This window comes from uncultured Phenylobacterium sp. (assembly GCF_902826855.1).
Classification (GTDB): domain Bacteria; phylum Pseudomonadota; class Alphaproteobacteria; order Caulobacterales; family Caulobacteraceae; genus Phenylobacterium.
On the sequence record NZ_CADEGK010000001.1, the window covers coordinates 50,825 to 72,979 of the forward strand.

The window sequence follows — 22,155 nt, forward strand, 5'->3', positions numbered from 1 at the left end:
GTCGACGGCCTGCAGGCCGGCGCTGCCGACTACCTGGTCAAGCCCTACGCCTTCGCCGAGCTGATCGCCCGCATCGAGGCCCTGGCGCGGCGGCGCGAGACCGGCTCGGTGCAGACGCTGCTGAAGGTCGGCGAGCTGGAAATGGACCTCATCGCCCGCACGGTCCATCGCGCGGGCAAGGACATCGACCTGCAGCCGCGCGAGTTCCAGCTGCTGGAATTCATGATGCGCCACGCCGGCCAGTCGGTAACCCGGACCATGCTGCTGGAGAAGGTCTGGCACTACCACTTCGATCCGCAGACCAACGTCATCGACGTGCACATCTCGCGCCTGCGCTCGAAGATCGACAAGGGGTTCGACCGCCCGATGCTGCAGACCGTGCGCGGCGCGGGCTACCGGCTCGACGCCTAAGGGGCCGCGGGCATGGCCATGCGCCTGCCGCGCATTCTCCGCACTACGCCGTTCCGGCTGACGTTGTTGTTCCTGGCGCTGTTCGCCAGCGCCGCTTCGGCATTCCTCGCCTACATCTACATCGCCACCGCCGGCGAGGCGACGCGGCGGACGGACCAGGAAATCCGGCGAGAGATGCGCAGCCTGGTGGACGTCTACAGCCGCGCCGGGATCGACGCGGTGAACCAGTCCCTGATCGAGCGGGCGGCCAGCGAGAAGCCGTTCCTCTACCTCCTCCTGACCAAGGACGGGCGGCGCATTTCGGGCTCCATCGAGGAGAGCCCGGTGGAGAACTTCACCGGTCAGCCCAAGGAGGCCACCTTCCAGGTCACCGACGTCGACGCCATGGGCAGAGAGGTCAAGCACCCGGCTCGCGGCCGCCAGGTTCAGCTCTCCGGCGGCGAGATCCTGTTCGTCGGCGCCGATGCCGGGGAGGACGAGGCCTACGTGGCCCAGATTGTCCGAGCTCTCCAGGCCGCGGGCCTCCTGGTGGTGCTGCTGGGGCTGGGCGGCGGGGTGCTGGTCAGCCGCAACGTCTCGCGCACCATGGTCAACCTGATCGACGTGGTGGAGCGGGTCAGGAACGGCGAGCAGGGCGTGCGCGCGCGGGTCCGTGGCGCCCGAGACGAGTTCGACGAGCTGGCCCAGGGGGTCAACGACATGCTGGACCGGCTGGAACGCTCCATGGCCGGCCACAAGCACGCCGGCGACGCCATCGCCCATGACCTGCGCTCCCCGCTGACGCGCCTGCGCGCCCGGCTGGAGGCCGCCTACATCGACGTCGAAGCCGGCAAGGGCGACGCCGAGGAGGCGCTGGCCCAGGCGATCGTCGACACCGACGGGGTGCTGAAGACCTTCGGCGCGGTGCTGTCCATCGCCCGCCTGCAGGCGGCGGGCGAGGCGCCCAATCCTGTCGTGTTCGACCCCGCCGAGCTGGGCGAGGACATGGCCGAGCTCTACGAGCCGGTCTGCGAGGACAAGGAGATCGATTTCTCCGCCGAGATAACCAGGGACCTGAGCGTCCGCGGAAACCGCGAGTTCTTGGCACAGGCCGTGGCGAACCTCCTCGACAACGCCGTGAAATACACGCCCAGCGGCGGCGCCATCATGCTGCGGGTGCGTCGCCGCTCGTCCGGCGAGGTGGAGTACTCGGTCACCGACACCGGCCCCGGCGTGCCTGAGGAAGATCGCGAGCGTGTCATCCAGCGCTTCGTGCGCCTCGAGAACAGCCGCAACGAGCCTGGCGCAGGCCTGGGGCTCTCGCTGGTGGCGGCGGTGGCCGAGGCGCACGGCGGGCGCCTGGAGCTGTCCGAGGGACCGGGCAAGGTCGGCGAAATGGGGCCCGGGTTGCGCGTGGCGTTCATCCTGCCGCGGCCCTAGCCCCGCCGCACGCCGCAGACCAACTGGACGCCGACGTCGAGCGACGCGAGCACTTCGGGGTGCGAAAAGCCAACTTGCTTCAGGAAGGTCGCGAACTTTCGCATATGCTCGGCGCTGGTGATGTTGTCCCAGACGCCCCAGACGAGGAAGCCGCCGATAGCCGGGCGGGTCGCGAGCACGGCGGCGTCGGCGCCCCGCGCCGTGGGATCGAGCCTGGCCAGCCGCGCGATCCCCATGCGCCCTCCGACGTCTGGTGCGATCATGGGAGGATCTGCCGGGGTGGGTCGGCTTAAATGTCGGTAATCGCCGTGCGCCTGTCGCCTTGTGGCCCGGTCCTCGACGCCAAGGCGGCGGAGCGACTGCGCCGGGTGGTTTCAGAGGCGGTGTGGACGCCCGCGCTGGAGACCGCCTGGCCGGCGCTGGCGCCGGTGTTTGGGGCTTCGCCCTATCTGGCCAGCCTGGCGCGGCGCGATCCGCGGCGGCTGGCGGAGCTGCTGGAGGCTGAGCCGGAGACTCGGCTGGAGGAGATCCTCGCGCGCACGGCGGCAGTGGCGGCCCTGTTGCCGGATGCGGCGGAGGCGCCCCTTCGACTGCTGAAGCAGGAGCTGCACCTGCTCACGGCGCTGGCCGACCTGGGCGGGGTCTGGGACCTGGACCAGGTCACTGGCGCGCTCACCCGCTTCGCCGACGCGGCGCTGCAGGCGGCGCTGTGCGCTGCGGCCCGGGGCGAACTCGAGGCGGGCCGCCTCATCGGCCTGGGCGAAGGCGATGCAGGGCCGGTCCCCGGCTGGTTCTGTATCGCCATGGGCAAGCAGGGCGCCTTCGAGCTGAACTATTCCAGCGACATCGATGTCTCGGTGTTCTTCGAACCCGACGCCCTGCCCGTGGCCGAGGGGGTGGAGCCCCTGGCCTTCGCGGTGCGGCTGACTCAGCGGGTGTCGGAGCTGATGCAGCTGAAGACCGCCGATGGCTATGTCTTCCGCATGGACCTGCGGCTGCGGCCGGACCCTTCGTCGACGCCGCCGGCCATCCCCGTGGCGGCGGCGCTCGAGTACTACGAGAGCGTCGGCCAGAACTGGGAACGGGCGGCTTTCATCAAGGCCCGCGCCTGCGCCGGCGACCTGACGCGCGCCCAGGACTTCCTGGGCGAACTGCAGCCCTACATCTGGCGCAAGAACCTCGACTTCGCCGCGATTGCCGACATCCACTCGATCAAGCGCCAGATCCACGCCCACAAGGTCGACGAGCGGGTCTCGGCCAAGGGGGTCGACCTGAAGCTGGGCCGCGGCGGGATCCGCGAGATCGAGTTCTACGTGCAGACCCAGCAACTGATCCTGGGCGGCCGCCATCCGGAGCTGCGCAGCAACCGGACCCTGGACGCCCTGCAGGCCCTGGCCGCGGCCGGTCACGTGGCGCACGCCACCGCCGCCGAACTCGCGCGGGCCTATGTGTTCCTGCGTGGCGTCGAGCACCGCATCCAGATGCTGGACGACGAGCAGACCCATCGGCTGCCAGAGGCAGATGCGGACCGTAGGCGTGTGGCCGCGCTCTGTGGCCACGCCCCACTGCGCAGTTTCGACGCGGCGATCACCAGCACGCTGAAGGCCGTGAACGCCCGCTACGGCGAGCTCTTCGCCGAGGAGGAGCCGCTGTCGTCGCGGTTCGGGAGCCTGGTGTTCACCGGCGTCGACGACGATCCGGAAACCCTGGCCACCCTCGTACGGATGGGGTTCTCGAACCCGCAGCGTGTTTCCCAGGCGATCCGCGGCTGGCACCACGGCCACGTGGCCGCAACCCGCACGGAGCGAGGCCGCGAGCTGTTCACCCGCCTGGCGCCGCGCCTTCTGGAGGCGGCCCAGGCCACCGGCGCGCCGGAAACCGCCTTCAGCCGCTTCACCGACTTCTTCGGGGGGTTGTCCGGCGGGGTGCAGCTGCAGTCGCTGTTCCTGGCGCAGCCGAAGCTGTTCGAACTGGTGGTGCAGGTGCTGGCGTTCGCCCCACACCTGGCCGCCACGCTGGGGCGGCGTCCCGAGGCGATCGACGCCATGCTGGACCCGCACTTCTTCTCTCCCATCGAGATCTCCCTGGAGCGCGCCGACATGGCGCGCGCGGTGGCCAGGGCCGATGGCTTCGAGGCGGCCATGGACGTGGTGCGCCGTCTGCACCGCGAACAGGCCTTCCGGGTGGGCGTGCAGGTGATGAGCGGCGGCGCCAGCGCCGAGGTGGCCGGGCGGGCCTTCGCCGACCTGGCCGATCTCTGCATCGAGGTGCTCGCGCCGGCGGCCCTGGCCGAGGCCGAGCGGCTGGGCGGGGCCTTCGCGGGCGACGTGGCGGTGGTGGCGCTGGGCAAGTGCGGCTCGCGGGAGATGAGCGCCACGTCGGACCTGGACCTGATGACCCTGTACCGCGCCGGCGATGGATCTGTTTCCGAGCTGAAGGGCTGGGACGCCTCGACCTTCTACGGACGCTTCACCCAGCGGCTGATCGCGGCGCTGTCGAGCCCCACCGCCGAGGGCCAGCTCTACGAGGTGGACATGCAGCTGCGCCCGTCCGGCACCAAGGGGCCGGTCGCGGTGAGCTTTCCGGCCTTCGACCACTACTACCAGGGCGAGGCGGAGACCTGGGAGCTCCTGGCGCTCACCCGCGCGCGCATCGTATGGGCCACGTCAGAGCGCTTCGCTCGGGACGCAACGGCGGGCATCGAGGTGGCGCTGCGCCGGCCGCGCAATCGCAAGGCCACCGCCAAGGACGTGCGCGAGATGCGCCAGCTCCTGGAGGAGGAACGGCCGCCGAAGGGAGCGTGGGACCTGAAGCTGTCGCCCGGGGGCCTTGTGGACGTGGAATTTGCCGCGCAGTTCCTGCAACTGGCCCACGCCGCCGAGGGCGGACCGCTGCGGCCCAACACCGCCGAAGCGCTTGCCTCACTGGGCGACGCGAAGCTGGCCGCCCCGGAGCCGTTGGCCGCGCTTTCGGACGCCTGGCGATTGCAGCAGGACCTGACCCAGCTGCTGAAGGTGGCCCTGGGCGACGCACCCGAACCTGAGCAGGAGCCCAAGGCCTTCCAGGCGTTGCTGGCGCGCGCCGGAGGGGTGAAGACGTTCAAGGCCCTCAAGGCCCGGCTGGCGGAGGTGCAGGCCGCGGCCCGTGCGGCGTATGCGACGGTGGTGAAGGGCTGAGCGGAGGTCGCCGCGGGTGCGACGGACTTCGGCGCGCGCCGTGCAGGCCTTGAAGCACACCCATGCCCGTGGGCGTCCCCGAGACGAAGCGGCGAACCTCCAGGGCCTAGGCGGCGGCCGCTCCCGAGACGGCTACCGGCGCGCTCTGGCGCACCGGCAGGGCGAAGCTGGCGGTGGTGCCCTGGCCGGGCGCGCTCTTCAGGTCCAGGAGGCCGCCATGCATTTCCACCAGGGACTTGGTCAGCGCGAGCCCGAGGCCTGAGCCCTGGGTGGTCTTGGAGTGCTGGCTCTCGACCTGCTCGAACGGCCGCGCCAGCCGCTCGAGATCCTGGGCCGAAATACCGATACCGGTGTCGACCACGCTGATCCGAACCCGCTCGCCCAGTTGATCGTCGCGCCGCTCCGCCCGGACGCTGACCCGGCCGCCCCGAGGGGTGAACTTGATGGCGTTGGACAGCAGGTTCAGCAGCACCTGCTTCACCGCCCGGTGGTCTGCCTCAACCTCCGGCAGGTCGGTGAAGTCGAGGATCAGCGCCAGCCCCGCGGATTCGGCTCGGTTGCGGACGAGGCGCAGGGCCTCCTCGGCAATCTCCTCCAGGCACACGGGTTCGAAGCGCATCTGCATCTTGCCAGCCTCGATCTTGGACATGTCGAGGATGTCGTTGATCAGGTTCAGGAGGTGCTGGCCTGACGAGAGGATGTCCTGGGCGTAGTCGCGATAGCGCGCGTCGCCGACGGGGCCGTACATCTCGGCGGCCATGATCTCGGAGAAGCCGTTGATGGCGTTGAGGGGGGTGCGCAGCTCGTGGCTCATGTTGGCCAGGAACTCGCTCTTGGCCTGGCTTGCGCCCTCGGCGCGGATCTTCTCTGCCTCGTACTTGCGGGCCAGTTCCGACAGCTGCTCCTGGCTCTGTTCCAGGTTGCCCACAGCGCGGCGGAGTTCCTCCTCCTTGATCCGGCGGGCTTCCTCCTGGGTCTTCAGCACCGTGATATCGGCGGCCGTGACCACGAGGCCGGCCTCGGCGGTCGGGCGCTCCGAGATCTGCACCCAGCGGCCGTCGGAAAGCTCCGCCTCGCGCACGCCGCGGCGGCCGCCGGGGGCGGGGTACTCCTGGCGGATCGCCAGGCGAGCGGCGCGTTCCACCTGCTCGCGGCCGACGCCGGCCTTCAGAAGTTCCGCGTCGAGCTGGAAGTAGCTGCGGAAGTTCTTGTTGCACATCACCATGCGGCCGTTGCGGTCCCACAGGATGAAGGCCTCGGAGGTGCTCTCGATGGCGTCGCGCAGCCGGCTCTCCGCGGATTGGGCGCGAGCCTGGGCGAGGCGTTCCTCAGTGACGTCGAGCGCCACGCCGATGATCCGGGCGAAGCCGCCCTCCGGCGCCTCGCCGAAGCCGCGGCCGCGGAAGTCGATCCACACCGGCCGCGCGCCGGCCAGCGGCGGCACCCGGAAGGAGACGTCGAAGTCACCGTAGATGGCGGCGGTGGAAAGCGCCTCGCGCATGTCGTCGCGGTGGCCGGCGGCGACACGATCGAGCACCTGCTGGCCCTCCACCTCGCCGGCGCGCCAGCCGAACAGCGAGGCGGTGACCTCGGACATGAAGATCTTGTCGGCGGCGAGGTCCCATTCCCAGATGCCGCAGCGCGCCGCCTCGACGGCGGTACGGAAGCGCTGTTCGGAATCCGAGCGGGCCGCCTGCACCCGATCGACCCGACGCATCTCCAGGAGTAGCAGCGCGCCGAGCGAGAACGCCGCGATTACCGGGACGATGACCCAGAGGGCCAGTTCGGAGCCGCCGGGCACCTGGCTGAGGCGGGCCATGCCCAGCACGGCGAAAAGGCCCAGGAGGACGAGAACGGCGAGGATGCCGTGCCGGGACTGGCGCGGAGTCGCAGGCAAGCGGTCGCGGCTACGCCGCTCCGGCGTCACGCCCGACACACCTCGTCCCCCGCGTTCGGCCAAGGCCGCCGCTCCTTCACCCCCCACGCCGGATTCCCGGTCCAACGCGGAGTCTAAGCTGATCCGGCCCACATCGTCGCGTGGGTTAATGGACGCATCAGGAGAGCGCGCGGGTCGCCAATTCGTAAACGTTCTTCGAGAGACCCTCGATCGCGACAATACGCTCCAACTCTGCCCGCATCAGGGCGCCCAGTTCCGGCCTGAGGCGCCGCCAGCCGCCCAGAGGGTCCACCAGCCTGGCTGCGGTCATGGGATTGAAGCGGTCCACAGCGATGATCTGGTCGGCCAGGAAGCGGTAGCCGGCGCCACTTTCGTCATGGAAGCGCGCGGGGTTGAAATTGGCGAAACTGGAGACGACGGCGCGCAGGCGGTTGGGGTTCTGCACGTCGAAGGCGGGGTGGGCGGTGAGCGCCATGACCCGCCCCAGAGCCTCCTCCGAGGCGTCGCGCGCCTGTAGGGAGAACCACTTGTCGACCACCAGCGGCTCGTCTTTCCAGCGGTCGTAGAAGTCGGCCAGGGCGTCATCGTAAGCCGAGCCTCCGATCAGCATCAGCGCGGTCAGGCCGCCGATGGCGTCGGTCATATTGGCTGCGGCGTTGAAGTGGCCCAGCGCGATGTCGGCGACGTCCTGGCGGGGGTTGGCGGCCATCAGCTCAAGGGCGGCGTTGCGCAGGGCGCGGCGCCCCGCTCCGGCGGCGTCCGGCGAGAACTCGCCCAGGTCCTGCAGGCCGGTATGCAGCCGGCGCAGCTCGGCGTTCAGGTGCAGGGCCAGGCGCAGGCGCAGCGCGTCGCGGGCTGCGTGCAGGGCGGCGGGGTCGACGGGGCTGCGAAGCAGGGCGAGGTCGGTCTCGGCCGGCAAGGCCAGTAGCAGCGCCTTGAAGGCGTTGTCGGAGGCCTGGTCGTTCAGCGCGCGTCCGACCGCCTCGGCATAGCGCTCCTCGCCCACCTCGTTGGGCCGGCCTGCGGCTCGGGCGAGGATCAGGTCGGCGGCCAGTTCCTGGCCGGACTCCCACCGGTTGAAAAGGTCAGGGTCGGACGCCAGCTGCAGGTAGCGGTCCTTGGGTTCGGCGTCGGTTGTGAGCACCACGGGAGCGGAGAAGCCACGCAGGGCGGAGATGACCGGCGGGGCGTCGACGCCGGTCAGGGTGACCTTGGTCTCAGCAGCGTCGAGGACGACCACGGTCTCGTCCACCGCCGTCCCATCGCGTTCGAAGGCCAGGGTTCGACCCTCGGGGTCCAGCAGACCGACCGTGATAGGGATGGGCACCGGGCGATTCTCGGCCTGGCCATTGGTGGGCGGGTTGGACTGGGTCAGGGTCAGTTCGAGGGTGCGGCCCGCCTCGTCATAGAGACCGCTCAGGCCGACGCGCGGCGTGCCGGCCTGTTCGTACCAGGCGAAGAACTGCGTCAGGTCCTTGCCCGAAGCCTCCGCAAAGCACTGGATGAAGGCCTCGACGGTGGTGGCCTCGCCGTCGTGGCGGTCGAAGTAGAGATCCATGCCCGCCCGGAAGGCCTCGGGCCCGATCAGGGTCTTGAGCATGCCGATGACCTCGGAGCCCTTCTCGTAGATCGTGGCGGTGTAGAAGTTCTCGATCTTCACGAAGCTGCCGGGCCGCACCGGATGAGCCAGCGGGCCCTGGTCCTCGGCGAATTGCCGCATGCGCAGCGCCTTCACCGCCTTGATTCGCGCCACGGCGGCCCCGCGCATGTCGGCGCAGAAGCCCTGCTCGCGGAACACCGTCAGGCCCTCCTTCAGGCACAGCTGGAACCAGTCGCGGCAGGTGATGCGGTTGCCGGTCCAGTTGTGGAAATACTCGTGGGCGATGACAGCCTCGATGCGCTCGTAGTCCACGTCGGTGGCGGTGGCCGGGTCGGCCAGCAGGAGCGAAGAGTTGAAGACGTTCAGCCCCTTGTTCTCCATGGCTCCGAAGTTGAAGTCGCGCACGGCGACGATCATGAACAGGTCGAGGTCGTATTCGCGGCCATAGGCCTCCTCGTCCCACTTCATCGAACGCTTGAGCGCGTCCATGGCGTAGCTGGCGCGGGCAGCCATGCCGGGGTCGACGTAGATCTTCAGGTCGACGACCCGGCCGCTCATGGTCGTGAATGTGTCGGCCAGGACGTCCAGCTCACCGGCCACGAGCGCAAACAGGTAGCAGGGCGTCGGGAAGGGGTCGTTCCAGACAGCGAAGTGGCGACCGCCGGGCAGGTCGCCCGTCTCGATCAGGTTGCCGTTGGCCAGCAGGTGGCGGAACGCCTTGGCCGCTTCGACGCGCACCGTGAAACGCGAGAGCACGTCCGGCCTGTCCGGCCAGTAGGTGATGCGGCGGAAACCCTCGGCCTCGCACTGGGTGCAGAACCGGCCGCCGGACATGTAGAGCCCTTCCAGGGCCTTGTTGTTCGCGGGGTCGATCTCGACCTCGGTCTCCAGCGAGAAGGTGTCGGGACAGTCGGGGAGTGTCAGGAACTCGCCGTCGATGACGCGTTCGGCCTCGCTCAATGTCCGGCCGTCGATGGCCACCGAGATCGGTTTCAGGCGCTCGCCGTTGAACACCAATGGGTCCGTGTGCTCGCCGTTGCGGCGGACCGCCAGCCTCGCTTTCACCCGTGTGGTGTTGGGCTCGAGCAGGAAGGTTAGGTGGACCTCATCGATCAGGAATGCGGGCGGGCGATATTCGGAGAGCCGGATCGGCTGGGGGGTCTCGGTTCGCATGCCGCCATCTAGGCCCGGAGTGGGGCGGCGCCAAGGCCGCTGCCGTGGCGACAGCCTTGCAATACGGCGCCAACATTTCCTTGTTTGTGTACGGTGAAAAATCACGCCGCGCGCCGCGTACGCACGGACAGCCGGGGGGACTGATCATGAAACTGCACGAGACGGTGGTCGCCGCAGTCGCGGGCTTCCTGCTGGCGATCGGGGTTTCCGGAAGTGCCCTGGCCCAGCCGACGGGCCATGGCGAGGCGCTGTTCGCGGCCAACTGCAAGGCCTGCCACGAGCCGGCGATCCCGCGCGCGCCCGGCCGCGCGGAGCTGCGGGCCATGAGCAACCAGGAGATCGTCGCGTCCCTGACCAGCGGGGTCATGAAACCGATGGCCGCCAGCTTGACTCCGGCCCAGATCGTCGACCTCGCCAGTTTCCTCACGGGCCGCGCCGCGCCGATCGGGGAGGGTGGCCTGCGCATGGCTGCGGCCGCGCCCGCCGCTCCCGACGAGAAGCCTGATCCAGCTGCGGCGGCGCTACTCGCCAAGAGCCGGCCGGTGTCGACAGCCATGCTGAGGGACCCGCCTCCGGGTGACTGGCTGCACTGGGGCCGCACATACGACGGACAGAACTTCAGCCCGCTGACGCGCATCGACCGCGGCAATGTGAAATCCCTGGCGCCGGCGTGGCGCCGCCCGATCCAGGGCGGCCCCAGCATGCCCACGCCGCTGGTCCACGACGGCGTGATGTTCCTGCAGACCAGCCCCGACACGTTGCTGGCGCTGGACGCGACGACCGGAAGGGTCCTGTGGCGGCGCGCCTACAAGCCATCCGTCCCGTCGAGCCAGAAGATGGGGCTCGCGATCGCCGGCGGGCGGGTGTTCGTGCCCACCTCCGACCTGCACGTCATCGCCCTTGACGCGAAGACCGGCGAGCAGGTCTGGAACCACGAAATCGCGATCGGCCCTCCCGCGCCCAACCGCAGACCCTTCAACCTGCGCAGCGCGCCCCTGGTCGTGGGTGACAAGGTGATCCAGGGCGTCGTCGGCAGTGGCGCGCCCGGGGGCGGCTTCATCGTTGGCCTCGACATGGCCACGGGTCGCGAACTGTGGCGGTTCCACACCATCGCCCGCCCGACCGAGCCTGGCGGTAACAGCTGGAACGGCATGCCGCTGGAGAAGCGCAGCGGCGGTTCGGTCTGGCAGCAAGGCACCTACGACCGCGACCTGAACCTGGTCTATTACGGTGTGGGTCAGACCTACGACACCGCCCCGCTCATGAAGCCGTCGGGCGCGGCGGGCGTCACCAGCGATGCGCTCTACACCGACAGCACCATCGCGCTGAACCCCGACACCGGTAAGCTGGTCTGGCACTACCAGCACCTGGCCAATGACCAGTGGGACCTCGACTGGGTGTTCGAGCGGCAGCTGGCGACGCTCAAGGTGGGCGGCCGGCCCCGCCGCGTGGTGATGAACATCGGCAAGATGGGCATCCTCGAAGCGCTGGACGCGGCAACTGGCGCCTATCTGTTCTCGATCGATCCGGGGTCGCAGAACGTAATCTCAGCCATCGACCCGAAGACCGGGGCCAAGACCACCGATCCGCAGCGGTGGCCGGACAAGACGAAGTCGACGCTGATCTGCCCCAATGCGACGGGCGCGCGAAACTGGCCGTCGACCAGCGTCAATCCGCGGACCGAGCAGCTCTATGCGCCGCTGACCATGTGGTGCCTGAACTTCGGTCCGCCCTCCGGTGGCTTCGCGCTCCTCAGCTCCGGCGTAGGGCTGACCCCTGCCGACCATCCGGACGCCGCGGCGAGCGGCAAGATGGGCCGCCTGCAGGCCATGGACCTGAAGGGCGGCAAGCTGGGCTGGCGCCAGGATCTGGTGGCGCCGATCTCCACCTCCGTGCTGGCCACGGCCGGCGGCGTCCTCTTCGCCGGCGACGTGGACCCTGCGCTGGTCGCCTTCGACGACCGCGACGGCAAGGTGCTGTGGCGTGCGCCGCTGGACAACTACGCCAGCTCCAGCGTCATCAGCTACAGCGTCGGCAAGACGCAGTATGTGGCCGTGGTCGTCGGGATGCGGAATTTCCACATCAACGACATGACCCGTCGCTACCAGGCGTTCCGCAAGGCGCGCGGCGTGACGGTCGAGGTTCCCAAGGGCGAACCCGCGGTGATGGTGTTTGCTCTGCCGAACGCCGCGGGGGTGAAAGCCGCAGATTGAACGGCGTCTAGGTGCAGCCGCACCGGAGGCGCACCCACGCGAGGTCCGGCTTTCCTTCCGCTGCGTCGCCGCGCCATGGTGAGGGCGAGTGAAACGCGGGACCGGCGCTGACGCCGGCATGGGCCATGAATTTCGACTTCTCCGACGACCAGAAGCACCTGGCGGGCGAGGCCCGTAGGTTCCTCGAGGCCAACTGCTCCACCGCCGCCGTGCGCAAGGTGCTGGACGACGACAAGAAGGCGTTCGACGAGAAGCTGTGGAAGGCCGTGGCCGAGCAGGGCTGGCTGGGCGCGGCGATCCCCGAGGAGCACGGCGGCCTGGGCCTGGGCCACCTTGAGCTCTGCGTGATCGCCGAGGAGCTGGGCCGGGCGGTGGCGCCGATCCCGTTCGCCTCGACGGTCTACTTCCTGGCCGAGGCGGTGATGCTGGCCGGCAGCGATGCACAGAAGGCGGCGCTGCTGCCGAAGATCGCAGCCGGCGAGGTGGTCGGCTGCGTCGCCACCTCCGAGGGCCCCGGCACGGTGAGCGCCGCGAACCTGCAGGCCAGCGTGTCCGGCGGGAAGCTGACGGGGACCAAGCTGCCCGTGACCGATGGCGACATCGCCACCCACGCCCTGGTGCTGGCCAAGGAGAACGGCCAGCCGGGCCTGTTCCTGGTCGAACTGGGCGGCGGGGTGAAGCGTGAGCCGCTGCAGACGCTCGACCCGACCCGCGACGCCGCACGCCTGACCTTCTCCGGCGCCAGCGCCGAGCGGCTGGGCGCGGCGGGCGAGGGCTTCGCACTCCTGGAGCAGGTCACCGACCGGGCCGCGGTGCTGCTGGCCTTCGAGCAGACTGGCGGCGCCGACCGCTGCCTGGAGATGGCCAAGGCCTATGCCCTCGAGCGCTACGCCTTCGGCCGCGTCATCGCCTCCTACCAAGCGATCAAGCACAAGCTGGCCGACATCTACGTCAAGAACGAGCTGGCCCGGTCCAATGCCTATTACGGGGCCTGGGCGCTCAACACCAATGCGCCGGAGCTGCCGGTGGCGGCCTCGGCGGCGCGCATCGCGGCCAGCGAGGCCTACTGGTTCGCCGCCAAGGAGAACATCCAGACCCACGGCGGCATCGGTTTCACCTGGGAGGTCGACGCCCACCTCTTCTACCGCCGCTCGCGGCAGCTGGCCCTGGTGGCCGGCGCCCCGCGGGTCTGGAAGGAACGGCTCGTGAGCCACCTCGAACGCAGGAATGCAGCCTGATGGACTTCAACGACACCCCCGAAGAAGCCGCCTACCGCGCCAAGGCCCGCGCCTGGCTGGAGCAGAACGCGCCGCGTGAGAGCGTCGGCGGCGACGACCTGGAAGGCGGCACCAAGGACACCATGGCCGCCTCGAAGGCCTGGCAGGCCGAGAAGGCGGCCGCCGGCTACGCCCAGATCACCTGGCCCAAGGAATGGGGCGGCGCCGGCGGCACGCCCGTGCAGCAGGTGATCTTCAACGCCGAGGAAGGGAAGTTCCCCGTCCCGCCGAACCCCTTCGCCATCGGCCTGGGGATGTGCGTGCCGACGGTGATGGCCTTCGCCGACGACGAGACCAAGAAGCGCTTTGTGGGTCCCGCCCTGCGCGGCGAGGAGATCTGGTGCCAGCTGTTCTCCGAGCCCTCGGGCGGGTCGGACGTGGCGGCGGCGCGGACCAAGGCGGTGCGGGCCGACGACGGTTCCGGCGACTGGATCATCTCGGGCCAGAAGGTGTGGACGACGGGGGCGCAGTTCTCGAGCTTCGGCATCGTCATCTGCCGCACCGAGCCCGACGCGCCCAAGCACAAGGGCCTGACGATGTTCTGGGTCGACATGAGCGACCCGGGGATTGAGGTGCGACCGATCCACCAGATGTCGGGCGGGTCCGGCTTCAACGAGGTGTTCTTCACCAACGTCCGCGTCCCCGACAGCCAGCGACTGGGCGCGATCAACGACGGTTGGAAGGTCAGCCTCGTGACCCTGATGAACGAACGCCTGGCCGTGGGTGGCCCCTCCGGCGCGGGCTGGGCGGAGTTCCTGGAGGCGGCGCGCAGCATCGCCGGCCCCGACGGCGCACCGGTGCTGAAGGACCAGGTGATCCGCGAGAAGCTCGCCGACTGGTACGTGCAGACCGAGGGCCTGAAGCACACCCGCAACCGCACCATGACCGCCCTTAGCCGCGGCCAGACGCCCGGGCCCGAGAGCTCGATCGGCAAGGTGGTGTCGGCGCTTCTGCTGCAGGACGTGGGCAACACCGCAGTCGAGATGCTGGACCAGTACGGGATCATCAGCGACCCGGCCCTCTCCCCTCTGAAAGGCGCTTTCCACGCCGCGCTGATGAGCTCGCCGGGCCTGCGGATCGCCGGGGGCACCGACGAGATCCTGAAGAACATCATCGCCGAGCGGGTCCTGGGCCTGCCGGGCGATATCCGCGTCGACAAGGACGTGGCCTTCAAGGACCTGCCGACCGGGCGTTAGAATGCTCCAGCGTCGCCAGACCTCGTGCGCTGGCTGACGAACGGGTCGGTTGCGTCCGGCGCAGGACGCTCAACCCCGGGGTGCGACGATATGGGTAGGCGCTTCGCGTCCGCGCCTGCCCTATGCGCATCCCTCGCGTGAGCTTGGCCGTATTCGACTGTCGGTCGGTGCTGGTCGGCTGCGCGTCAGGAGACTCAGTATGCGTCCGTTCTTGGTCCTTGCCGCCATCGGGATACTGGCGGCGAGCGCCGCGCCGGCCGTCGCGGCTCAGACGGCCGAGGATTTCCAGCTCTACGTGCTGCGCGACCTTGATCTGAACGGCAACAACATCAGCCGGCGCGTCGCGGTGGGGGGCAATGCGACCTTCACCAGCACCAGCATAGGCGGCGCCACGGCAGACCTGCCGGGCAGCCTAGTGGTGGGCGGCGATCTCATCTACCTGAACGGCGGGTCGATCAACGGCGGCGCTCTGGTGGGCGGGACCAAGACCGCGCCGGCGTACCTTCCGATAACGACCGGGGTGTCGTCGCTGCCGGTCGACTTCGACGTCGAGAACCTGCGCCTCACCAACCTCAGCGCCACGCTCGCCGGCCTGACCGCAAACGGTACGGTTCAGGTGCAGGGGAATAGCCTCAGGCTGACGGGGCTGGATAGCGGCCTGAATGTCTTCACGATCAGCGCGGCGACGCTGTCATCCGCGCGCTCGTTCGGCTCCACCAGTATCGCGTCCGGCTCGCAGGTGCTGATCAACGTCACCGGCGACGAGGTCAACCTGCATGGCGGCCTGAACTTCTACGACGCGCCCAACATCCTCTGGAACTTCTCCCAGGCGACCACGATCACCGCCGGCAGCCTTTCACTCAGTGGCTCAATCCTCGCGCCGAACGCGACCTTTACAGGGGTCAACGGCGGAACCATCGGCGGCGACCTGATCGTCGGCGACTTCAAGGGCGCCATGAGTTTCTCGGGCGGGGGCTACCAGGGCGCGCTGCTGCGTCCCGCCATCAGTGCGGCGGAGAGTGTGCAAAACGCCGTTCCGGAACCCGGAGTGTGGACGATGTTGATCCTCGGCTTCGGCGCCGTCGGGGCGGTGCTCCGCCGCCGGCGCGCCGCCTTGGCGGTCTAACCCGAACGCCCGCCGTTCAGGCGCTCAGCGCCAGTTGCGGGTGGGCGCGCCCGGCGACCAGCTGGCCGTAGAGGCGGGTCAGCGCCTCGAAGGTGGCGTCCCAGCCATGGCGGGTCTCGGCGCGCCGGCGCGCCGCTTGCGACAGGGCGGCGACGTCGCGGTCGAACAGCGCCTCGATAGCCTCGGCGAGCCCGCCGGGTTCGACGTTGTCGGCGGGCTGGCCCACCGAGGCGTCGATCAGTTCTCCGACGCCGCCACGGCGTGAGCCGATCACCGGCAGGCCGGCGGCCATGGCCTCCAGGACGAACAGCCCGAAGATCTCGTTCTCATTCGCGTGCAGGGCCGCGTCGCAGGAGGCCAGGAGCGCGGCCAGGCGGACAGGGTCCCGCTCGAAGTCCAGGCTGATGACATTGGGCGACCAGATCTGATCCTTGCCGGCGCCGACCAGCAACAGCTTGTAGGGCGCTCCGAGCCGCTCGACGGCGGCGACCATGGAGTCGATGTTCTTCTCGCGCGCGGGGCGCCCGGCGAAGACCAGTAGACGGGTGTCGGTAGGCACGCCCAGCTTCCTGATCAGCCGGTCGCGGTCGCCGCGATCGGGGCGGAAAAGCTGGGTGTCGACGCCCAACTGCTGGATGGAGAGGCGGTGGACGCCGGCGTCCGCGAGACGCGCAGCCATGTGCCGGCTGGGGGCCACCACGTGGTCGAAACGCTTGTAGGCCTGGGCCCAGAAGCTGAAGGTCGGCGCCTGGGCCCACTCGCCGAAGTGCAGGGCCGCCAGCGCCGCGGCGTCGGTATGGCAGAAGCCCACCACCGGGACGCCGGCGGCCTCACCGGCCTCGAGGGCCGCATGGCCGGGCACGAAGATGTCGCCGGCCTCGATGATGTCGGGCTCCAGAAGCCGCAGCACCGTCTCCCATTTCGCCGGACTGGCGGGCATGCGGTAGCCGTTGCCGAAGGGCAGGCGGGTCGCCGAGACCGTGACCACGCCGTCCCCATCGACGCGGGTGCGCGCGCCTGGGACCACTAGGGTATGGCGCACGTCGGGACGCCGCTTGGCCAGCCACGCCCGCTTGGCGGACAGGTAGCGCTTCACCCCGCCGGACTGAGGCGCCCACATCATGGTGGTGTCGATCAGGTGGAAAGCCTCGCGGGGCGTGGCCAGGGCCGACGTGGTCGCCGCATCGAGGCGGATGGTGTTGTCGTGGATGGGGGCGTTGGCGTCGAACACGAGGGGCCCGGTCTCCGTTCGCTGAGCTGTACAGTCCGTAGAACGTGGCCGTCAGGACGGCCGTTGCGGGGATGTCGGGGTCTAAGGCGGCGCTTTCAAGACCACGACGAACCAGCTGCGCAAGACTCGCCGATTCTCATGACGCTCTCCGGACAACGACCTAGTTCGAGCGGTAACCCGCGGGCGCGGTCAAGGTTGCGCCGCTCAACGTGGGTCGTAGGCGCGGGCGAACTCGGGCCGGGCGGCGACGTTCGGAAGGAACTCCGGCTCCCGCCGCGCCATGGTCGCCTGCTCGAAGGCGTAGCCGTAGGCCAGGAGTTTCGCCTCCGACCACGCCGACCCGTAGAACGAGATCGCCATCGGAAGGCCCGAGACGTTGCCTGCCGGAACCACCAGGTGCGGATAGCCGGAGACGGCGGGCAGCGTGGTGGAGGGGCCGAAGAAGCGGGCGCCGTAGACCGGGTCGACGATCGCGGCCGGGGCATTCCCGGTGACCACGATGGAGTCCAGCCGGTTCTCGCCCAGCATCTTGTCCAGGGCGCCGCGGGCCAGTTTGCGCGCCTCGTTCCGCTTGGCCAGATAGCCGGCGTCGGTGATCGGAGGATGCCTGGCCGCCTCCTCGAAGATCTCCTGGCCGAACAGCGCCAGCTCGCGCGGCTCGGCCTTGTTGAAGGCGATTAGCTCGTCGAGCGTCCTTGCCCTCACAACCGCCGGCGTCGTGGCCAGATAGGCGTTCAGCGCGGCCTTGAATTCGGTCCGAAGACAGTCGCTCTCGAGGGCGCTGATCCGGGCCATCGTCGCTGCGTCCGGACCGTGGACGTCGATCAGAACGGCGCCCTGGGTCCGGAGGGCTTGCAGCGCGGCCTCGAAGACGGCGTCGGCCGGCGGCGATCGGCCCTTGTTGGGAGCCCAGACCCCGATGCGCGCGCCCTTCAGCGCGCCGCGGTCGAGCGCGGCCAGGTAGTTGGACTTGTGGGTGTCGGCGTCGCGTGTGGCCGGGTCGAACGGATCGGTTCCGGCGATGACGGAGAGCACGGCCGCCGCGTCGGCGACCGTGCGGGTCATGGGCCCGGCAGTGTCCTGTTCCGGCGAAAGGGGTACGATGTGGGTGCGCGAGACCAGGCCCACCGTGGGCTTGAGGCCGACCACGCCGTTGATCGCGGCCGGACAGGCGATCGAGCCGTTGGTCTCGGTGCCGATCGCCAGGGCCGCCAGTCCGGCAGCCACTGCGGCGCCGGAGCCCGCCGAGGAGCCGCAGGCCGTTCGGTCCAACCCATAGGGATTGCGCACCAGCCCGCCGACCGCGCTCCAGCCGCTGATCGAGCGGGTCGAGCGGAAATTGGCCCATTCGGAGAGGTTGGCCTTGCCCAGGACGACCGCTCCGGCGTCGGTCAGGCGTGTCACGAGGGGAGCGTCGCGCTGGGGCACATTGGCGGCCAGCGCCAGGGACCCGGCGGTGGTGGCGCCGCCGTCGGTGGTCTCGATATTGTCCTTGAGCAGTATCGTGACGCCATGCAGCGGCCCGCGGATCTTCCCGGCCCTACGCTCGGCGTCGAGCTTCCTGGCGTCAGCCAGGGCGTGGCGGTTCAGTACGATGACCGAATTCAGCTTCGGCCCGGCCCGGTCGATGCGCTCGATGCGCTGCAGGTATGCAGCGACCAGCTGTTCGGAGGTTACCCGGCCGTCGGTCATGGCCGCCTGCTGCTCGCCGGCCGAGGCGTAAGGGCTGAGCGTCTGGGCGTTCGCGCCACCCGCGGCCGCGGCCACGGCCGCGACCACCGCTGCGATCATCCTCGACATGCTGCCACCCCCGACCCACCGTCGGAACAGGATGCGGCGCTGCCTTGAGCGCCGCAAGGAGACACCAGGCGCATCGTGAACAGGGTATCGATCGAAAGGGCGTAGGGCCTCCGGGACCACTACGGGCCGTACCGGAGCTGACTTAACCGTCCAGTTGGCCGCGTTTGCCGGCGCGCACGCAGGCAGCGGCCAGGGCGGTGGGTGAGATGGGCTTGTCGACGACGGCGCTGGCGGCGCCATCGGGCAGCATGTCGGGGTTCCCGGTAACATAGACCACCGGGATTTCGCCCACCTCGGCAGTGATCAATTGCACGGCCTCGACGCCGGTGCCGGAGAAGATGCGATAGTCGGCCGTGATCAGTTGGGGACGATGGGCCTTCGCGCAGGCCAAGGCGTCCTGCGGGCAGTCGGCGACGTCGAAACTGCGGAAGCCGAGGTCCCCCAGGAGAATCTCCAGCTCAAGGGCGATGACTGGCTCGTCCTCGATAATGAGGACGTGACCGCTGAACTCTGGCGCCAAGACTCACCCGTAAAGTGTGCAATGCGCGCAATGGTAGAGTTCGCTCGGACTCGACGCAAGCGGTGGGCCTTAGAGCTTTGCGAGAAGCGCCATCCGCACGAGGTCTGATAGCGTGCGAGCGCCGGTCTTCATCATCACATTGGCTCGGTGGACCTCGACGGTGCGGGGGCTGATCGCGAAGTCGCGGGCGATCATCTTGTTGGTCTTGCCCAGGACGACCGCGCTCAGCACCTCGCGCTCGCGCGGCGACAGTGTCACGAACACCTCCAGGTAGCGGGGATCGCCCGGTTCGTCCTGCGGCGCGGCGTCTGGAGCGGTGGCCGCAGCCTGCAAGGCCCGGGCAACGGCTTCGAGCAGCAGGTCGTCGCGAAAAGGCTTCTCGAGGAAGTCGGTCGCACCGATCTTCATCGCCTCCACCGCCAGCGCGATGTCGCCGTGACCCGTGATGACGATCGGGCTCATCGGGAAGCCCGAGTCCTTCACGCGGCGGACCAGTTCCAATCCATCCATGTCCGGCATTCGAACGTCGGTGATCACGCAGCCCGGCGGGAGCTGACCGGCCTCACGCAGGAACTCCTGGCCGCTCTCATAGGTGCGCACCAGCATGCCCGCTGTCCGCAGCAGGAAGGTCAGCGACTTGCGGATCGCCTCATCGTCGTCGATGACATAGACCTCAGGCAAGGTCGCCCTCCAGTTCATGAACGGGAACCGCGCGAAGGGTGAAGCGGAAGATCGTGCCGCCGCCCGGATTCGGTTCCGCGGAAATGCGGCCGCCGTGAGCCTCCACGATGGTGCGGGAGATCGACAGGCCGACGCCCATGCCCTCGTGCTTGGTGGTCACGAACGGCTGAAACAGGCGCGAAGCGACCTCTTTGCTGATCCCGGAGCCGGTGTCGGCGATCGAGATCTCGACCATGTCGTCCAGGACGTTTCGCGCCGCCACCAGCAACTCGCGCTTTGGACGGTCCGCCATGGCCTCGACGGCGTTGCGCATGAGATTGAGCGCCACCTGCTGGATCTGCACCTTGTCGACGAGGACCATGTCGACGGAGGGCGCGATGTCGTAGCGCAGCCTGATGCCTCGATCCTTGGCGCCGACCATCGCCAGCGCCCCGGCTTCCTCGAGCAACTGGGGCAGGCTTTCGATCCGCCGCTCGGTCTCCCCCTTGGAGACGAAGTCGCGCAGACGGCGGATGATGTCGCCAGCGCGGAACATCTGCTCGCCCGCGACGGCCAGGGCATCCTTGATCATGGGAACGTCGATCGGCGTGTGGTCGAGCAGTCGCAGGGAGCCCTGCACATAGTTGGCGGTGGCCGACAGCGGCTGGTTCAGTTCATGGGCCAGCGCCGAGGCCATCTCGCCCATGGCGGAGAGGCGCGAGACATGGGCCAGCTCCGACTGGACACCCTGAAAACGCCGCTCGGCATCCTGACGCTCGGTCAGATCGCGCACGAAGCCGGTGAAGAAGCGGCGGTCGCCGGTGCGCATCTCGCCGACCGAGAGCTCCATCGGGAAGGTCGAACCGTCCTTGCGTTCTCCCACCACGACGCGGCCGATGCCGATGATCCGCCGCTCGCCGGTCCTCAGATAGCGGGTCAGGTAGCCATCGTGGCCGTCCCGGTACGGATTTGGCATCAGCACGTTGACGTTTCGGCCAATAACCTCGTGGGCGTCCCAGCCGAACTGCATCTGCGCCGCGGCGCTGAACGACTGGATGCTGCCCCGCTCGTCGATGACGATCATGGCGTCGGGCACGGAGTCGAGGATCGACTGGAGGTGGGCTTCGCGCGCCTTCAGGTCGGCGATCGACTCGGCGAGGGCCTGACGCGTCGCGTAGGCATCGGTCGCCTCGGTGGTCAGCCCGCCGAGTCCGACGATGGCGCCAGCGGCGTCGCGCAGGGGAAACTTCGTCGTACGGAAGTGGCGCGAGACGCCGTCCGGCGTCGTGTAATCCAGTTCCAGGGTCTGGGGCTCGCCGGTCGCCAGGACATGGTGGTCGGAAGCGATGGTCGCTTCGACGACGTGAGAGCGCTCTGCAAGGTCTTCGTTGCGCCGACCGACGATCTCCTCCCACGGTCGTCCGATCAGGCGCGCCGCAGCCGGGTTGACGTAGACGAAGCGGCCCTCCAGATCCTTGGCGTAGATCGCATCCGGAGACGCCGCGCCGATGCCTTCCAGGAGGGAGGATGCGCGGCGGACCTCGGCTTCGAACTGGGACAGCGTCTGCGTCGCTTCCGCCAGCGCCGCCTCTATCGAGCGCCGCCGCCATACGACCGTCGCCACGACCAGAGCGCCCGATAGGAAGCCCAACATCACAGCGCCCATCGCGAGGAGCAGCGAGGCCTGCCGGTTGGCCTCGGCCGCGGCCCGATACGCCATCATGCTTTGACGCTCGGCGGACCGGAAGGCGATCATCTGCAGCCGTGCCTGGTCGAGCGCGTCGAGATCCTGTCTGTCGGCGACATAACGCCGAACCAGGCCTTCGATCCGGCGGATAGGGGCGGTCCCGCCGCCGGTCGCGCTCGCCAGGGCCACCCAGTCGGCGAGCCGCGTATCGACGTCCCGCAAGGGGGCGCGGAGCGGCTCGGAAGCCGTGGCGTCGCTCTGCGGGCCTAGCGTCCGTCTGTGCCGTTCCAGTTCGTTCATGGCGAGCACGACGCCGTCTGCGGCGCCGATCCGGGCGAGCGCGCGCCCGACGCGCGCCTCGGTGGCTCGGTCCCGGGCGGCCAGACTCAAAAGCCCTGCCGCCGCCGTCGCCAGCAGGGCGGTCGCAACGCCAAGGGCGACGACGACGCGCGCCCAACTTGCCCGCCTTGGTGCAGTGCTATGCGTGCCGGACTTGTCATGGCGGCGTGGCAACGGCCTAGCCTTCATCTTCTCGCCTGGGTTGTCGGATCCGACACCCCGACAGGCCGAGTCGTAGGACATTTTTTAGCGGCCGGGTAGGTATTCAGGTCGGGAATCGTTGTCGTCGTTGCGGACGGTTCCCCGCCTGGTCCGATGCCCAAGACGTCGCTCGGCCAAACTGCGCAATTATAGGTAGAGTGGTCGCCTATTCGTGTGCACGAATACAGCGGCCGCCGGGCGTACGTATTTCTACCTACGTTACAGTACG

At 69.1% G+C, this 22,155-nt stretch carries 14 protein-coding genes and 1 pseudogene (1 of these 15 running past the window's edge); 7 read left to right on the forward strand and 8 right to left on the reverse strand.

The window, feature by feature from the left end; translation table 11 throughout:
• A pseudogene (locus QZV94_RS00275) lies at nucleotides 1-411 on the forward strand (response regulator transcription factor) (it extends 247 nt beyond the left edge of the window).
• Between the two features lie 18 nt (nucleotides 412-429).
• A complete protein-coding gene (locus tag QZV94_RS00280) occupies nucleotides 430-1,830 on the forward strand; it encodes a HAMP domain-containing sensor histidine kinase (protein WP_293675816.1) in 1,401 nt (466 codons plus the stop codon).
• Here QZV94_RS00280 and QZV94_RS00285 read toward each other — a convergent pair.
• Nucleotides 1,827-2,066, reverse strand: a complete 240-nt coding sequence (locus QZV94_RS00285; RefSeq protein WP_293675788.1) for a hypothetical protein — start codon at nucleotides 2,064-2,066, stop codon at nucleotides 1,827-1,829. The genes QZV94_RS00280 and QZV94_RS00285 overlap by 4 nt on opposite strands.
• Before the next feature lie 57 nt (nucleotides 2,067-2,123).
• On the opposite strand from QZV94_RS00285, the gene QZV94_RS00290 reads away from it, so the two are divergent.
• Entirely contained in the window at nucleotides 2,124-5,006 is a 2,883-nt protein-coding gene (locus QZV94_RS00290; protein ID WP_293675789.1) for a bifunctional [glutamine synthetase] adenylyltransferase/[glutamine synthetase]-adenylyl-L-tyrosine phosphorylase, read from the forward strand.
• Between the two features lie 106 nt (nucleotides 5,007-5,112).
• Here QZV94_RS00290 and QZV94_RS00295 read toward each other — a convergent pair whose 3' ends face one another.
• Nucleotides 5,113-6,966 (reverse strand): ATP-binding protein, encoded by a 1,854-nt coding sequence (locus tag QZV94_RS00295; protein WP_293675790.1) that lies wholly within the window; start codon nucleotides 6,964-6,966, stop codon nucleotides 5,113-5,115.
• A gap of 94 nt (nucleotides 6,967-7,060) precedes the next feature.
• The gene (gene pepN, locus QZV94_RS00300; RefSeq protein WP_293675791.1) at nucleotides 7,061-9,676 is read right to left on the reverse strand and encodes an aminopeptidase N; all 2,616 of its coding nucleotides are present in this window, start codon (nucleotides 9,674-9,676) and stop codon (nucleotides 7,061-7,063) included.
• A 146-nt stretch (nucleotides 9,677-9,822) separates the two neighbouring features.
• Between pepN and QZV94_RS00305 the strand changes: the two genes are divergently transcribed.
• The 4 genes from QZV94_RS00305 to QZV94_RS00320 all read left to right on the forward strand — a co-directional run bounded on the left by QZV94_RS00305 (nucleotide 9,823) and on the right by QZV94_RS00320 (nucleotide 15,488).
• Nucleotides 9,823-11,889 carry a PQQ-binding-like beta-propeller repeat protein gene (locus tag QZV94_RS00305; RefSeq protein ID WP_293675792.1) on the forward strand — a complete coding sequence of 689 codons (2,067 nt, stop codon included), beginning with the start codon at nucleotides 9,823-9,825 and terminating at the stop codon, nucleotides 11,887-11,889.
• A gap of 125 nt (nucleotides 11,890-12,014) precedes the next feature.
• Nucleotides 12,015-13,127, forward strand: coding sequence for an acyl-CoA dehydrogenase family protein (locus QZV94_RS00310; RefSeq protein WP_293675793.1), 1,113 nt, complete (start codon nucleotides 12,015-12,017; stop codon nucleotides 13,125-13,127).
• On the forward strand, nucleotides 13,127-14,362 hold the full coding sequence (locus QZV94_RS00315; RefSeq protein ID WP_293675794.1) for an acyl-CoA dehydrogenase family protein: 1,236 nt from the start codon (nucleotides 13,127-13,129) through the stop codon (nucleotides 14,360-14,362). Before QZV94_RS00310 ends, QZV94_RS00315 begins: the two co-directional genes overlap by 1 nt.
• A gap of 49 nt (nucleotides 14,363-14,411) precedes the next feature.
• Nucleotides 14,412-15,488 (forward strand): choice-of-anchor A family protein, encoded by a 1,077-nt coding sequence (locus QZV94_RS00320; protein WP_293675795.1) that lies wholly within the window; start codon nucleotides 14,412-14,414, stop codon nucleotides 15,486-15,488.
• Between the two features lie 16 nt (nucleotides 15,489-15,504).
• On the opposite strand, the gene QZV94_RS00325 is transcribed toward QZV94_RS00320, so the two are convergent.
• From QZV94_RS00325 to QZV94_RS25075, 5 genes are all read right to left on the reverse strand, one after another.
• Entirely contained in the window at nucleotides 15,505-16,719 is a 1,215-nt protein-coding gene (locus tag QZV94_RS00325) for a glycosyltransferase (protein WP_293675796.1), read from the reverse strand.
• Nucleotides 16,720-16,923: 204 nt separating this feature from the next.
• The gene (locus QZV94_RS00330) at nucleotides 16,924-18,519 is read right to left on the reverse strand and encodes an amidase (protein ID WP_293675797.1); all 1,596 of its coding nucleotides are present in this window, start codon (nucleotides 18,517-18,519) and stop codon (nucleotides 16,924-16,926) included.
• A gap of 142 nt (nucleotides 18,520-18,661) precedes the next feature.
• Nucleotides 18,662-19,039 (reverse strand): response regulator, encoded by a 378-nt coding sequence (locus QZV94_RS00335; RefSeq protein WP_293675798.1) that lies wholly within the window; start codon nucleotides 19,037-19,039, stop codon nucleotides 18,662-18,664.
• Nucleotides 19,040-19,108: 69 nt separating this feature from the next.
• Complete coding sequence (fixJ, locus tag QZV94_RS00340) at nucleotides 19,109-19,720, reverse strand: response regulator FixJ (protein WP_293675799.1); 612 nt, start codon at nucleotides 19,718-19,720, stop codon at nucleotides 19,109-19,111.
• Nucleotides 19,713-21,776 carry a PAS domain S-box protein gene (locus tag QZV94_RS25075; RefSeq protein ID WP_367253596.1) on the reverse strand — a complete coding sequence of 688 codons (2,064 nt, stop codon included), beginning with the start codon at nucleotides 21,774-21,776 and terminating at the stop codon, nucleotides 19,713-19,715. The genes fixJ and QZV94_RS25075 overlap by 8 nt, the downstream gene beginning before the upstream one ends.
• Between the last annotated feature and the right edge of the window lie 379 nt (nucleotides 21,777-22,155).

Excerpts from the sequence above, each read along its gene's own strand:
- QZV94_RS00315 (WP_293675794.1), top strand. The coding sequence starts at position 13,127 with ATGGACTTCAACGACACCCCCGAAGAAGCCGCCTACCGCGCCAAGGCC.
- pepN (WP_293675791.1), bottom strand. The coding sequence starts at position 9,676 with ATGCGAACCGAGACCCCCCAGCCGATCCGGCTCTCCGAATATCGCCCG.
- QZV94_RS00290 (WP_293675789.1), top strand. The coding sequence starts at position 2,124 with ATGTCGGTAATCGCCGTGCGCCTGTCGCCTTGTGGCCCGGTCCTCGAC.
- QZV94_RS00305 (WP_293675792.1), top strand. The coding sequence starts at position 9,823 with ATGAAACTGCACGAGACGGTGGTCGCCGCAGTCGCGGGCTTCCTGCTG.
- QZV94_RS00330 (WP_293675797.1), bottom strand. The coding sequence starts at position 18,519 with ATGTCGAGGATGATCGCAGCGGTGGTCGCGGCCGTGGCCGCGGCCGCG.
- QZV94_RS00280 (WP_293675816.1), top strand. The coding sequence starts at position 430 with ATGCGCCTGCCGCGCATTCTCCGCACTACGCCGTTCCGGCTGACGTTG.
- QZV94_RS00310 (WP_293675793.1), top strand. The coding sequence starts at position 12,015 with ATGAATTTCGACTTCTCCGACGACCAGAAGCACCTGGCGGGCGAGGCC.
- QZV94_RS00285 (WP_293675788.1), bottom strand. The coding sequence starts at position 2,066 with ATGGGGATCGCGCGGCTGGCCAGGCTCGATCCCACGGCGCGGGGCGCC.